12 protein-coding genes are annotated in these 13,713 nt (G+C 34.2%); all 12 read left to right on the top strand.

Annotation, left to right across the window (positions count from 1 at the left end; all coding sequences use genetic code 11):
• The first annotated feature begins 17 nt into the window (after positions 1-17).
• On the top strand, positions 18-1,436 hold the full coding sequence (locus tag ABZA65_RS05155) for an aldehyde dehydrogenase family protein (RefSeq protein ID WP_373071312.1): 1,419 nt from the start codon (positions 18-20) through the stop codon (positions 1,434-1,436).
• Positions 1,437-1,466: 30 nt separating this feature from the next.
• Complete coding sequence (locus ABZA65_RS05160; RefSeq protein ID WP_373071315.1) at positions 1,467-2,429, top strand: HD-GYP domain-containing protein; 963 nt, start codon at positions 1,467-1,469, stop codon at positions 2,427-2,429.
• Between the two features lie 85 nt (positions 2,430-2,514).
• Complete coding sequence (locus tag ABZA65_RS05165; RefSeq protein ID WP_373071318.1) at positions 2,515-2,865, top strand: c-type cytochrome; 351 nt, start codon at positions 2,515-2,517, stop codon at positions 2,863-2,865.
• A 15-nt stretch (positions 2,866-2,880) separates the two neighbouring features.
• On the top strand, positions 2,881-4,086 hold the full coding sequence (locus tag ABZA65_RS05170; protein ID WP_373071321.1) for a cytochrome c3 family protein: 1,206 nt from the start codon (positions 2,881-2,883) through the stop codon (positions 4,084-4,086).
• 7 nt (positions 4,087-4,093) lie between these two features.
• Positions 4,094-5,122: a cytochrome c3 family protein gene (locus tag ABZA65_RS05175; protein ID WP_373071324.1), complete on the top strand. Its 1,029-nt coding sequence runs from the start codon at positions 4,094-4,096 to the stop codon at positions 5,120-5,122.
• A gap of 172 nt (positions 5,123-5,294) precedes the next feature.
• Positions 5,295-6,068 carry a cytochrome c3 family protein gene (locus tag ABZA65_RS05180; protein ID WP_373071327.1) on the top strand — a complete coding sequence of 258 codons (774 nt, stop codon included), beginning with the start codon at positions 5,295-5,297 and terminating at the stop codon, positions 6,066-6,068.
• Positions 6,069-6,164: 96 nt separating this feature from the next.
• Positions 6,165-7,247 carry a 6-bladed beta-propeller gene (locus ABZA65_RS05185; RefSeq protein WP_373071330.1) on the top strand — a complete coding sequence of 361 codons (1,083 nt, stop codon included), beginning with the start codon at positions 6,165-6,167 and terminating at the stop codon, positions 7,245-7,247.
• A gap of 19 nt (positions 7,248-7,266) precedes the next feature.
• Complete coding sequence (locus ABZA65_RS05190; RefSeq protein ID WP_373071333.1) at positions 7,267-8,196, top strand: peptidylprolyl isomerase; 930 nt, start codon at positions 7,267-7,269, stop codon at positions 8,194-8,196.
• Between the two features lie 43 nt (positions 8,197-8,239).
• Entirely contained in the window at positions 8,240-9,964 is a 1,725-nt protein-coding gene (locus ABZA65_RS05195; RefSeq protein WP_373071336.1) for a hypothetical protein, read from the top strand.
• A gap of 11 nt (positions 9,965-9,975) precedes the next feature.
• Positions 9,976-10,989 carry a 6-bladed beta-propeller gene (locus ABZA65_RS05200; protein ID WP_373071339.1) on the top strand — a complete coding sequence of 338 codons (1,014 nt, stop codon included), beginning with the start codon at positions 9,976-9,978 and terminating at the stop codon, positions 10,987-10,989.
• Positions 10,986-13,112 (top strand): hypothetical protein, encoded by a 2,127-nt coding sequence (locus tag ABZA65_RS05205; protein ID WP_373071342.1) that lies wholly within the window; start codon positions 10,986-10,988, stop codon positions 13,110-13,112. Before ABZA65_RS05200 ends, ABZA65_RS05205 begins: the two co-directional genes overlap by 4 nt.
• 11 nt (positions 13,113-13,123) lie before the next feature.
• Entirely contained in the window at positions 13,124-13,669 is a 546-nt protein-coding gene (locus tag ABZA65_RS05210) for a hypothetical protein (protein WP_373071345.1), read from the top strand.
• Positions 13,670-13,713: the final 44 nt, after the last annotated feature.

Consider the following 13,713-nt stretch of genomic DNA (forward strand, 5'->3'; position numbering starts at 1 on the left):
TATTTTAAGGTAAGTTTATGAACAGTGCAAAGATTTTTTTTGGATCAGAGGAAGCTACAAAAGATTCTCTAAGTGAGAGAAAAAGCCCATATAATCAAAGGGTTGTTTCATATGCACCCGTTTGTAATGCAGAAGATACAAAAAAAGCTCTAAACATTGCAAAGGCTGCAACTAAAGCTGCAAAAGTATCTACACTCTCTCAAAGATGTAACTGGCTTTTAGATGTAGCTAATAACTTGGCTATTAACAAAGAAGATATAGCTATGACTATAACGGATGAGGTTGGAAAGCCTTTGGCATTTTCCCGCGTAGAAGTGGATCGTGCTATTGAGACTCTTACACTAAGTGCTGAGACTATGCGTACAATGGGTGGTGAGACGATAAATACCGATGCTATGGCTAGCGGTAAAAAAACTATGAGTTTTTTCCGCCGTGAACCTGTCGGTGTTGTAGCTGCGATCACGCCTTTTAATTTCCCGCTAAATCTTGTTGCTCATAAGCTTGGTCCTGCACTGGTTGCAGGTAATACAGTTGTATTAAAACCAACACCAGAAGCACCATTAACTGCTTATAAATTTGCAAAACTGTTTATTGAGAGCAGGTTTGCAGTAAAAGATGCTCTTAGTGTAGTCTACGGAGATGTAGAAGTTGGCTCGACACTAGTAAGTTCAGATATTCCACGTGTAATTAGTTTTACTGGAAGTGTACCTGTAGGGGAGATCATTACAAGAAGTGCAGGTATTAAAAAAATAGGATTGGAACTTGGCGGAAATGCAGCAACTTATATAGATAAATCAGCTGATCTTGATCTTGCAGCGAGCAGATGTGCATTAGGTGCATTTGTGAATTCAGGTCAAGTATGTATAAGCTTACAGCGTATATATGTAGATGCAGAGGTTTACGATGAGTTTGCATCGAAAATAGCACAGGAGACTAAAAAGCTTAAAGTTGGAAGCCCGTATGATGAAGAGACTTTTATGGGACCACTTATAGATGAAGAAGCATGTAATAGAGCACTAGGCTGGGTTCAAAGTGCTATAGACGAAGGTGCACGTGCACTGCTTGAACCTAAAGTTGAAGGTAGAATGTTTTATCCTTGTGTTATGGCAGATGTGCGCGATGATATGGCAATAGTTTGTGAAGAGGTATTTGCTCCAATCGTTTCTCTTGTGAAAGTTGATGGTTTTGATGACGCACTTCCTAGAATGAACAACTCTCCTTATGGACTGCAATTCTCTGTATTTACAAACAATTTAAAATTAACAAACCGCGCTATAGATGAACTTGAAGCAGGTGGAGTTGTTATAAACGATATGCCTACACTTCGTTTTGACATACAACCTTATGGCGGTGTAAAACTAAGCGGAGTAGGACGTGAGGGTCCTAAATTTGCTATAGAAGAGATGACAGAGATAAAAAGTATTGTTATCTGCTAAAGGTATGGCTTTTGGCTAAAAGGGGTAGTTATGATAACCAAGGTACAAAAAAAACTACGCTATGATGTAGATTTTAACAAACTAGATCTCGAACTTATAGAGATAGATACAGTTATACCATATAACATGTATATAAGACAAGATGACGGTTATGTGATCATTGTTAAAGCCGGTACACTAATTGATGAAAAAGTATATAAAATATTACTTGGTCACAACATATACATATCACGAAAAGATCGTGGCAAAGAGAATATGCAGTGTAAAAATATTCTTGAATATATATCTGCTGCCAAGGATGACTCTAACTACTGCATAAAACTTCTTTACAAGATGAACGATAAGTTTTTTGAAAAATTTTTAAATTCAAAAAATTATAACCTTGATCCTGAAGATGTAGACGGTTTGGTAAAAAGTATAGTACTGTTAGTAAGACATAATATTGGATTTGTAAAAGATAATATGGTCAATTTTAGAAATGACAGTGATCTAGCTCATCACTCTTTACATGTATGTATATATGCGGTAAATTTAGGAGCAGTACTCGGTTTAAATGATCAGCAGTTATTGGATTTGGGAATCGCGGGTTATATTCAAGATTTAGGTCTAAAAAAGATTGATAACAGTGTGGTATCAAAAGATTCACCTCTATCTAAAGAAGAGGTTGAAAGTATACACAGACATACAATATTAAGTGTACAAATTGCTCAACATAATAAAATTCATAGACCTGATATTATAGATGCAATAAGGCATCATCATGAAAATTATGATGGGAGTGGATATCCTGATCAGTTAAATTCTGATCATATAAGTAAATATGCTGCAATACTCTCCATATGCGATGTATTCGATGCTTTAACAAGTGTTAGACCTTACAGGGAAGGAAAAACCAGTTTTGAAGCACTCACTTTTATGATGAAAGATCCAAGTATGATGCATAGATTTAATCATCAGTATATAAAGGTATTTATTAGAACGCTACTTAAGTGAATAAAGAATTATTAAAAGATGAGTTCTTTATTTAAAAATAAGAAAAAGTTATGTATAATCCGCAATTATTATAAAAGGTAGTTATATGAAAAAATTAATTTTAGCTTTATATATGGCTGTATTGTTTGTTTCTGATGGGTCTGCTCAAAGTCCAATAGCTGAAAATGGTAAGGGTATTTTTGAATCTAAAGGTTGTGCTTTATGTCACAAACAAGATATAGATACAGTTGGACCATCACTACAGAAAATTGCAACAGCATACTTAGGTAAAGAGGCTTCTCTACTAAGCTATCTTAGAGGTCAAGGGGCACCGATAGTTGAACCTGCACGTGCTCCTGTTATGAATCCTCAATTAGTGAAAATCAGAGCACTGTTTGATGAAGATATGCAAGCTTTAGCTACATATATAATCTCGGCTAACGATAGACCATTTTAAAAATAAAGGCAAAAAATGAAATATATTAGTTCTTATGTTGCAAGCTTTGCAATTATTTTATTGCTAGGATCTGTTAATATGTTTGCAGCAGAAGTTCCAGTTAAAGAGAGAGTTTTAACCGAAAGTGAAAAGTTTTACGGAACTGAATTAAGATCAGGTAAAAAAACTGTCCATCCACCATTTGAATGGGGTGACTGTACAGTCTGTCATACTGATGCAAAGGGTGAAGATGGACTTATTATGGATCCACCTGATTTGTGTTCTATGTGTCATGAAGCTAAAGACAATAAAAAATTTATACATGGGCCGGTTGCTGCTGGTGCATGTACTGCATGTCACGATCCTCATGAGTCTGAGAACGCGAAACTTTTAGTTGCTTCAAGTATAAATGAACTTTGTACATCATGTCACCAAGCTAAGGATGAGTTTTTACATAAAACTAAAAATATTCACCCTCCGGTAAAAGATCAGTGTACAAACTGTCATGATCCACATACTGAAGATCACCTATACCAGTTAAAAGCAGATGGTAAAAAAGATCTTTGTGTTATGTGTCACGTTGACAAAGAGGTTTGGACAAGTACTGTTACAGATAAACATGGAGCACTAGATAGACCAAGAAAATGTCTTGAGTGTCATGATCCGCATGGTTCAGAAAACCCTAAATTCTTGGTAAAAGATACATCTAAAGAACTTTGTTTGACATGTCATAGTGAGACATTAGTTACTGATGAGACAGGAACTAAAATTCAGAACATAGGAAAACATCTTGATAATAACCCGGATTGGCATGGTCCAATTCTATGGGGTGACTGTGCAGCATGTCATAATCCGCATGGTTCCAACAATTTAAGAATGTTAAAGAAACCATTTCCTAGAACTTTTTATGAGAAGTTTGATGAAGATAACTATATATGTTTTGAGTGTCATGAAAAAGAGAAAATTCAAGATGAGTTTACAACAACTATGACAAATTTTAGAAATGGTGACAAAAATATGCACTTCGTACATGTAAATAAAGACAAAGGGCGCTCTTGTCGTGCTTGTCATGATTTTCATGGTACAAAAGAGTATCCACACCATTTAAGAAAGAAAACGAAGTTTGGTAAAATTAATTTCCCAATTCGTTTTATTGAAACAGAAAATGGTGGTTCATGTGCACCGGCATGTCACGCTAGACGTCACTATGATAAAGTAACACCTAAAATAAATTTAAAATAGTGTTTGTTTGAAACTGATATACATATTTATAATTCTACTTGCCGCTTCAAGCGGCAACGCAGAAAAACTAAGCTCATCTATAAACATAGTTCAACCTTTAAACAAAACACGATACATTGGTGAACATTGTACATTAGTTATTGATACTAATTTTAAACTAGCCGATAAGATAGTAATAACACAAGAAAATAATATAACAACAACTATAGATATCAAAGCAGGTAAAGATACATACTGTAAGACAATCAAACTTCAACCTGCACAAAATTCTGTATATGTCCATTCCTACAAAGATGGAAAACTGGTGGATAAAGATGAACGTGATTTTTATTTTTTATCTGAGCTGTTTGAAGGTGTAGATGAAGATGATGCAGTTGATTACGAATTAAGATACTACCATACAGATGAAAAAGAACAGAAGTGTAAGTCATGTCATAATATGACATCAAATGTTCCCACAAACGGTAAAGTATTTGAAGATGTTAAACAGACAACATGTTATGAGTGTCATAGTGGTATGTTAGATACAAAAAACACACATGCTCCTGCAGCCAACTGGTTATGTTTGGATTGTCATAATGGGGAAGTCGGTGGTTATAATATGGTAGATGCTTCTGCTACAAAATATTTAGCCCCTGATCCAATATCTAAAACTTGTGGAACTTGTCATGATACAGTTGATGATTGGCAGTTAAATAAATATGGACATGGACCAGTGGATAATGGAAGATGTGAGAGGTGTCATAACCCTCATGGTTCTGAAAACGAATTTTTTCTTCGAAAACCTGTTTGGGATCTTTGTACAACATGTCATTTAGAAAAAGCAAAAGGGATGCATGTAATACCTGCGATTGGTTTTGGATCAAGAACAAAAAGTGGTGGACATCCAACAAGAGATAGAAAAGATCCTTCTCGACCGGGAAGAGATCTTTACTGTAGTAGTTGTCATAATCCACATGGATCAAACGGTACAAAACTTCTAAGAATGAAAGGTTCCTTTGCTTTTGGTGTGTGTCAGAGATGCCATCCAAAATAAATCTCATATAACTTTTTTTAATAAATATGTTACTTAATGTAACCAAAATGAAATAAAACAAAATAAAATTGAAATATTAAAAATTTTTATAATAAAAACTTAAGTTTATGATATACTTTTGGACATGAGTGTATAACTATTTATTATACACAATCATTTCAAGGAGAGATAAATGATTAAAAAGAAACTGAGCATAGTCTTAGCAACATTAGTTCTAAGTGTTGGTTCTGCGTATGCTGAAACTGTTGCAACTGCAGGTGGTGCATGGGCAGTTGATGGTACAATTGCTGGTACTCCACACGATTTAAGTGGTACAGTTGCCGGAGATAACGGTGAGATATGTGTATACTGTCATACGCCTCACGCCGCTAATACAGCTTTTGATGGTGCACCACTTTGGAATAAAAAAACTATGGCTGATACTACTAGTTTTCAGATGTATGGAGCTACGGCTACAAATACAGCTGGTAGTACTATTGCCGGTACTGCAACTTCACAAACACCTGAGAGTCCATCTTTAGCATGTTTAAGTTGTCATGATGGTGTAAGTGCGATTGATTCTATTGTTAATGCACCTGGTTCTGGAATGGGTAGCTTAATAGATGGTACTCCAACAACTATTACAGCAAATACTACAGATGTTGATAATGGTAATATTGGTCAGGATTTAACTAACGATCACCCTGTATCTATTGTTTATACTGAGGGTACAGCTAGTTTAAGACTAAAAACTACAACTTTAAATACTATCACTGGTGGTGGTGACTGGGTTGGGGCATCTACTGTTGGAGACCTGCTTCGCGGTCCTGGTAAAGATATGGTTGAGTGTGGTAGCTGTCACGATCCGCATAATGGTTATGCATCAGATCAAGGAGGAACTCAGGTTAATTACCTTCGTAGAACAAATGCAGGAAGTCAGCTTTGTCTAGGCTGTCACGCTAAATAAAAATAAAACAAGTGGATAGGAGAGATCCACTTGTTTTAACTTCATTAGTTTTTTTATGTAAATATACTAATACTATATAAATCTCAAAGGTCCTGCATGATGAAAGCTATTCTCCCTCTTTTTGCCTTAATAATTGCTATTTTATTTCAAGGATGCACCACTAAAGCTCCAAAACCAAAACAGACTATAGTATTTCCATCTTATCCTGAAGAACCAAGAATATTATACTTAGACACATATAGAGGTGGACTTGAAGAAAAAGAATATAATGCATTTGATGTTTTTATAGGTGAAGAAAAAATAGATAGAGCGCAGTCAAATATAATTAAACCATATGGGGTTGGGCTACTTAATGGCAAAGTATATGCAGTTGACACGGGTTCTAAATTAGTATTTGTAATGGATGAAAAAACAAGAGAACTGGATTTGATAGGTACAAGTGCAGTAGGGAGTTTGAGCGCGCCGGTATCTATAGCATTTGATGCTAATAATACTATATACGTTAGTGATTCAAGACAAAAAAGGATACTAGGATACGATAGTCAGGGTAAATTAAAGTATTCACTTGGAGATAGGCTTGAGTTTGCAAGACCAACCGGTATTGCAATAAATAAAAGTTTAAATCGACTTTATGTAGTAGATACAAAAGCACATCATTTTAAAGCTTATGAGCTTAGCACTAAAAAACATCTTTTTACTGTGGGTAAACGCGGAAAAGGTGATGGAGAATTTAACTTTCCTACTAATGTTGCAGTAGATCAAAGAAATGGTCATGTAGTTGTAGTGGATACTCAAAATTTTCGTGTTCAAATTTTTGATCAAGACGGAAATTTTATAAGCAAATTTGGAAGTATTGGTAATAAGTCTGGTACTTTTGCCAGACCTAAAGGGGTTGGCATAGACAGTGACGGTAATATCTACGTTGCAGACGGTGCTTTTAACAATATTCAAATATTCGATGAAACTGGTACAAAATATCTCATGTATTTTGGTGGAGCAGGATATACAGAAACAAGGTTTCGTTTGATAGCAGGTATGTATATTGATGAAAATGACAAAATAGTAGTAGCAGACGGATTTAGCGGTAGGGTGCAAACTTTTCAATATTTGAGTGAAAAATGGAAAAAAGAAAATCAACAGAAATACAAAGAGCTTAAAGAATTTAAGCCAGAGATGTAAGAATAAGTAAGGGTATAAAGTGAGAGTATTATTTTTGTTGTTCTTAGCGACAATATTATTATCAAAAGATGTATATTTACCGGAAAACACCGTAGCTATTGTTAATGGAATAGCAATTTCTGAGGATGAATTAAACAGAGAAGTAACGAAACTAATACCTCGTTCATATGTACACACAACAGTAGATGAAAAAAAGAGAAACAGCTTAAAAGAGAAGGCATTAGATACTTTAATAAAAAAAACGCTTATGTATGATCATGCAATTAAAAGCAATATAACAGCTAGTGACGAGGAAATTAAATCTCAATTATCTGTAATAGTAAATAGATACAGTTCGGCTGAACTTTTCAATAAAGCATTAATAGAATCAAACTTTACAGTTGACACGCTAAAAAGCTCAATAAAAAAAGATGTAATACTTAATAAGTTGTATAAAAAAGAGATAGAGTTTATACTAAGTGATGAAGAACTTAAAAATAACTATGAAAAAAACAAGCACAAGTTTCTTGAACCTGAGAAAATCAGAGTTAGCCTGATCTATATAAAAAATGATCCACAAGATCCAAAAGGAAAAGAAAAAGCGATAAAAAAGGCAAAAGAAGCAGAAAAAATGTTAGCAGATGGTGAAAACTTTGAATATGTTGCACAAACTTATTCAGATGATCCCACGCGTGTTATGGGTGGAGACCTGGGCTTTATCCATAGGGGAAGATTGCATCCATCTATTGAAGATATAGCCTTTTCACTCGACATAAACAAAGTAAGTAATGTTATTGTAAACGATATAGGGTATTTTATTGTAAAGGTAAAAGAAAAAAAGAAGCAAAACCAACTAGCATTTGAAACTGTTAAAGATAGCTTGGGAAAAAAATTAAAAAACAAAGAAGAGGATCTGCGAAAGGACAAATTACTTAAAAGGTTAATGCTTAAAGCGGTAATAATCAAGTAGTAATTAAATGATAAAAAAAAAACTTTGTTTAAATTTATATCTATTGTTAATAGTAACATCAATCCTATCAGCGAAAACTTATTCTGATAAAGGTCTATACGGTAGTTTAGGTTTTTCATATTCGGAACAAGAACTTTCTTCAACATCATACTATTCTTCAAGAGAAAGTCTTGAACAAATATATATGCTTGGCTATCAGGGATTTGTTTATAGCCCTCTCTTTCTAGACTATACACTAGAAGGTTTATTCAGATTAGATGATGAAAATGTTAACAGTGATGGATTAAAGACAAAAAGAACAAATGATAGTAAAGGGTATAAAGCGAATTTGGATTTTTTAAAAAAAACAAGATATCCTTTTTCGATATTCGCTAACACACAACAAAGCCCGATTTCTATCATTAGTTACAATAATAATATTTATCAGACGTATGATCTTGATAGAAAAGGTATTAACGGTTCTATTGATTTAGATTCACTAAAATTGACTTATGGGGCACTTAAGACTGAAGGTATTTCAGAAAGTAACACTGCATCCCGCTCTATAGAGACAGATATATACAACAGTAGTCTTAAATATACCAATGATCAACACAATGTTCAACTAAATTATCAGCATCGTAAAGAAACAATAGCACAACAATATATAGAAAATAATGAAAGTTTAAATAATGATTCTAAGCAGATTCAGAACAAGTTTGATATTCGTTACCTATGGGATGTTTCAAAAGACTTTAAATTTAGTTCCAATGCATCTTATTTGGAAGATAGTTTATATTCAACAAAAACGACATCAGCGAATGTGAACTTAAATTGGAATCCTAAAGAAAAGTATAACGCTTCTATGAGTATGGGAACCTCACAGTATAAGTACTTAGAAGATACTATGAATTCTTATGATGTAAATCAAAACTTTGGATATAAGTTTTCACCATCATTTTATATATCAGAAATTTTTAACTACTACAAAAGTGAAAGTTCTAAGCTGAGTAGTGACTCTTTAAGTTTACTACTCATGGCTAACTATAGGTATGATAAAATAATTTTTAATGACATAAGATTTAATTTTTTCTCTTCACTTAGTGCTCAGGAAAATGAAACTAACACAGTCTCAAAAGTAGATAATATAACTAATAATAATCAAAAAGAGACCTACAGGGTTAATCTTAATGCCAGAGCTTCAAAACAGCTGCCCTCAATAAATTCTAATTTTATGTTAAGCAGTACATATTCTAACTCTATAACATCAGAGGATGAGAAACTTAAAAATTACTCTTTAAATTCATTTTTATCATCAAAAATATTTAGTATATTTACTAACATATTGGATGCAAAATATATGCAATATGATCGTTCAGTAAATAGTGTTGATGGAAAAACCACTACTACAAAATCTACTAAAAGAAGTATCGAAGAATCAATAGGTTTTCCACTTAGATTTGGACTAAGAGGTGGAATGAGTTTTAGAGTCGGGGTTACAAATATAGTCTATACAAATAATGAAGAAACTCAAAGTAGCACTTCTCCTACTGCAGATATAAGTCTAAATTATCGTTTTTTTACAAAGCTAATGTTTAAGTCCGCTATGCGTATTTATAAAAATTTTGATACCACTTATCGTACTGGTAATGCAGATTTAACTTTTAGATCTGGAAAAACTTATTTTGCAATGGGTTATCAGTATAATAAGAGCGAGACAACGGGCGAGCAATTATTGTATAATACTAAGCGCTCCAACTTTAAAGTAACATTGACAAGAAGGTTTTAAGGATTAAATAGATGAGTAGATTTTTATATATATTGTTTTTTTTAATAAGTATTGATTCTTTAAATGCTAAAGAGGTTCAAAAGTTGGTATGGCCATCTCCTCCAGATGAAGCGAAAATAGAGTATTTGTCTTTTGTGAGAAGCCCAGAAGAGTTTGGAATAGAAAAAGGGTTCTTTTCTAGAGCTTTTGACTTTTTATTTGATGTAAGTGAAGCTTCTATATCTGCTCCATTTGGTCTTCATAGTGATAAAGGTAGGCTATATATAACTGATATATCATCTAAATCTCTTTACATTTTTGATAAAAAAGAAGATGAAACAATTACTATTGAAGGCTCCGATGATGAGAGTTTTCTTTATCCAATAGATGTTGTAACAGATGTTGATGGAAATATTTTTGTTTCAGATTCTGTTCGAGCTAAAATATATGTTTTTGAAAAAGATGGTGACTTTAGTTACAGCATATCAAACAAAGTTATTCAAAGACCTATTGGCATAGCAATAAGCAATGATAATAAAAAACTTTATGTGGTAGACAGTGTAGCTAGTAAGATACATGTAATAACTCCAAAAGGAAAGTTTATAAAAAGTATTGGTAAAAAGGGATTAAACGATGGAGAGTTTAATAGACCAACATTTATAGATATTGGTAAAGATGGAAAAATATATGTCACAGACTCTATGAATCACCGTGTTCAGATACTTAATCCAGACGGAAAATTTATTAATAAATTTGGTTATATCGGTCAAGAAATAGGAAGTTTTGGAAGTCCTAGGGGAATATCATTAGACAGTTACGAAAATATCTATGTCAGTGACACCATGTATAATACTATACAGGTTTTTAACAATAGTGGCGAACTGCTATTGGTATTTGGTAACTACGGTAAAAATAAAGGCGAGTTTGCATTAGCTGAGGATATATCAATAACAGATGATAATACTATATATATTTCAGATACAAACAATAGAAGAGTCCAGGTTTTTAAACTGCTAGACTCAACTGCTGTTAGGAGTGTAAAATGAGATTAGTGATTTTTACTTTTTTAGGATTGTTTATACTTTTAAGTACACAAAGCTTTGCTTCAATAGTTAATACTAGACATAACCTTTCTGTGAGTAATAATGTAGTTCCTGTTGATGCCAATGATACAATTATAAAGGCTCAAGTTGAGACTGAAGTTTGTGTTTTTTGTCATGTTCCACACTTCTCACAACCGGTTGGAAAACCTTTATGGAACAGAAGTATGCCTACATCCCAATATACTATGTACGATAGTGACTATTTACGAAGAATGAATTACCCTGCAGTAGCAACAGATCTTGGTTCTGCAAATAATACTCCTGGAGCACTCTCTCGTCAGTGCTTAAGTTGTCACGATGGAACTATCGCAGTGGGTGCTGTTTCTAAGTTAAGAGGCACAAGTGATGCACTAATAGCTATGGATGGCGTCGCCGCTGATGGGACAATTCCATCAACAGCAACATTTGGTTTTTTTGGAACAGATTTAACAAATCATCATCCTGTTGGAATTGAATATGATGCAACACCGACTGTGTCATTTGGAGATGGTGGAGTAAGAGGCATGGAGCTTAAAGCTATACCTGATGCTCCTATAAAACTTTACGAATACTCAGGCTACTCTGGAAAGTATGTTGAGTGTTCGTCATGTCACGATCCGCATGTAGAAGGCAGCACCACAGAAAGCAATAAGTTTTTACATGTAGATTCTGAAGCAACTCATGCTGGAAACTTTGTTGCAACTTGTACATCTTGCCATCAAAAAGATGGATGGGATTTAGGTGTTCACAAAACACCTCCTGGTAGTCCTAATTATTCTGATCCAGCGGTACTTGCAAAATATGGAACTTCAAGTGTCGCTGAGATGGGGTGTGCGAACTGTCACACTCCTCACAATGCAGAGGGTGTTCCTTATATAAACAGAAAACAGTTAGGTAATACATGTTTTCAAGGTGCGGCATCAACTGTAGAGGGAGGTGCATGTCATGGTGTTGGTGGTGCAAAAGATATACAGTCAGTTTTAACAAGAACTTATGTCCATCCTGTTGTTGCTTCAAGTACTGGAGATAGTAATCATACTAACCTTGACTCGCTTTATGGTACAGGTGATGTCGATATGCAAGGTAAAGGTGGAATGTCATGGGATAACAACAAACATGCAGTTTGTATGGATTGTCATAACCCACACCAAGCACAACCTGGAACACATATAGTAGATGGAAGCTGGTATGGAGAACCTGGCGCATCAACAAATCTGGTTTCAAACGTACTTAAAGGAGTACCTGGGGTTGAGCCAACATGGCCAACAGCATGGACACAACCAACAACTTTCACAACTAAGAAAGAAGCAGAAAAAGAGTACCAAATATGTTTTAAATGTCACTCTTACTGGGGAATTGGTAACGCTATTAACGGTGTAAATACAGGTGGACACTACTCCCCTAGTGAACCGACTCAACTTCTAACCGATGTAGCATGGGAGATGAATATTAACAATAAATCAGGTCACCCAGTAGTAATAAATCAACTAGGAAGAACAGGTTCTTATGATCCAAAAGCATTGGACCCAGCACAATTGCTTTCACCATGGAAAGAGAACCCAGGTTTAAATACTATGTATTGTTCAGATTGTCACGGAGCAGATAATGAGCTAGGCGGTGATCCAAAAGGACCTCACGGTTCAGATCTTAAGTTTATTTTAAAAGGTGAAAATCAGTCATGGCCGTGGAAGCCTGGTACTACTACACTATACACAATGGATGACTTGGTAAATGGAACTGATGCAGATCTTTTTTGTAAAAATTGTCACGATCCGCAAGTACCACATGTAGATTGGTGGAATAAAATGTCTAATAAAGGTTACCAGTGTGTTCAGTGTCATGTAATGGTACCTCATGGTTCTCCTGTTTCTAGACTTCTTGGTTATTATAGTTTTCCAGAACCATACAATCTAAATGGAAACACACTGCAGATGCAAGGTTATAGAAAAAACGTTGGTATTATAGATCCTCTAGATATGTGGGCCGATGGAAGCTTGTCAGGTTCAAATACTTGTGATGGTGCAACTTGTCACAGAACTAATGATAGTGCCAATGGTGCTTATGATGCAGATTTAATTACGCCATAAGAAGAGTTTATATGAGGTTAATTAAAATAACAACTATGGTACTGCTACTGTTAACATCATCACTTTTTTCAAATAGTGATGACAAGTATATAAAAGATGCACTTTTAAAGTACAACTTTGGGATTATAAAGATGACTAAAAGTGGTGACAGCACTCTGCTCAAAGATATGTTATCTAAAGATGTGTTTTTAAAGTTAATGGTATGGGCTGACTCATGGAAGTTTAGTAACCTTGCCATGGTTGCTCGTATTAATGACTTAAGATTTTCTCCAATAGCATATAATGAGAACAATGCCACCATCAAAACTATGGAAAATTGGACATTTGCTTATGCAAATTTAAATACAAGAGATTTTGCACTTAAACCTATAACAATATTTTATAAAATGCATTATACGTTACAAAAAGATGGTGATATTTGGAAGATAATTGCAATTAAGCATCTGCAAGAGGAGATCTTTGAAGATCAAAATCTTCATAAACCAGAGCCTAAACAAAAAAATATAGAAAATGAAATTATAAAAGATGCACCACAAGCAAAAATAGCTACACATTAACTGTGTATTAGAAAAAATAATATATAGTTCTCTAATATTACTAA

The organism is Sulfurimonas sp., from assembly GCF_041583195.1.
In the GTDB taxonomy this organism is placed as follows: domain Bacteria; phylum Campylobacterota; class Campylobacteria; order Campylobacterales; family Sulfurimonadaceae; genus Sulfurimonas.

Coding starts and splice junctions, on each gene's coding strand:
- ABZA65_RS05180 (WP_373071327.1), top strand. CDS start 5,295: ATGATTAAAAAGAAACTGAGCATAGTCTTAGCAACATTAGTTCTAAGT.
- ABZA65_RS05160 (WP_373071315.1), top strand. CDS start 1,467: ATGATAACCAAGGTACAAAAAAAACTACGCTATGATGTAGATTTTAAC.
- ABZA65_RS05170 (WP_373071321.1), top strand. CDS start 2,881: ATGAAATATATTAGTTCTTATGTTGCAAGCTTTGCAATTATTTTATTG.
- ABZA65_RS05185 (WP_373071330.1), top strand. CDS start 6,165: ATGATGAAAGCTATTCTCCCTCTTTTTGCCTTAATAATTGCTATTTTA.
- ABZA65_RS05200 (WP_373071339.1), top strand. CDS start 9,976: ATGAGTAGATTTTTATATATATTGTTTTTTTTAATAAGTATTGATTCT.
- ABZA65_RS05155 (WP_373071312.1), top strand. CDS start 18: ATGAACAGTGCAAAGATTTTTTTTGGATCAGAGGAAGCTACAAAAGAT.
- ABZA65_RS05165 (WP_373071318.1), top strand. CDS start 2,515: ATGAAAAAATTAATTTTAGCTTTATATATGGCTGTATTGTTTGTTTCT.
- ABZA65_RS05205 (WP_373071342.1), top strand. CDS start 10,986: ATGAGATTAGTGATTTTTACTTTTTTAGGATTGTTTATACTTTTAAGT.
- ABZA65_RS05210 (WP_373071345.1), top strand. CDS start 13,124: ATGAGGTTAATTAAAATAACAACTATGGTACTGCTACTGTTAACATCA.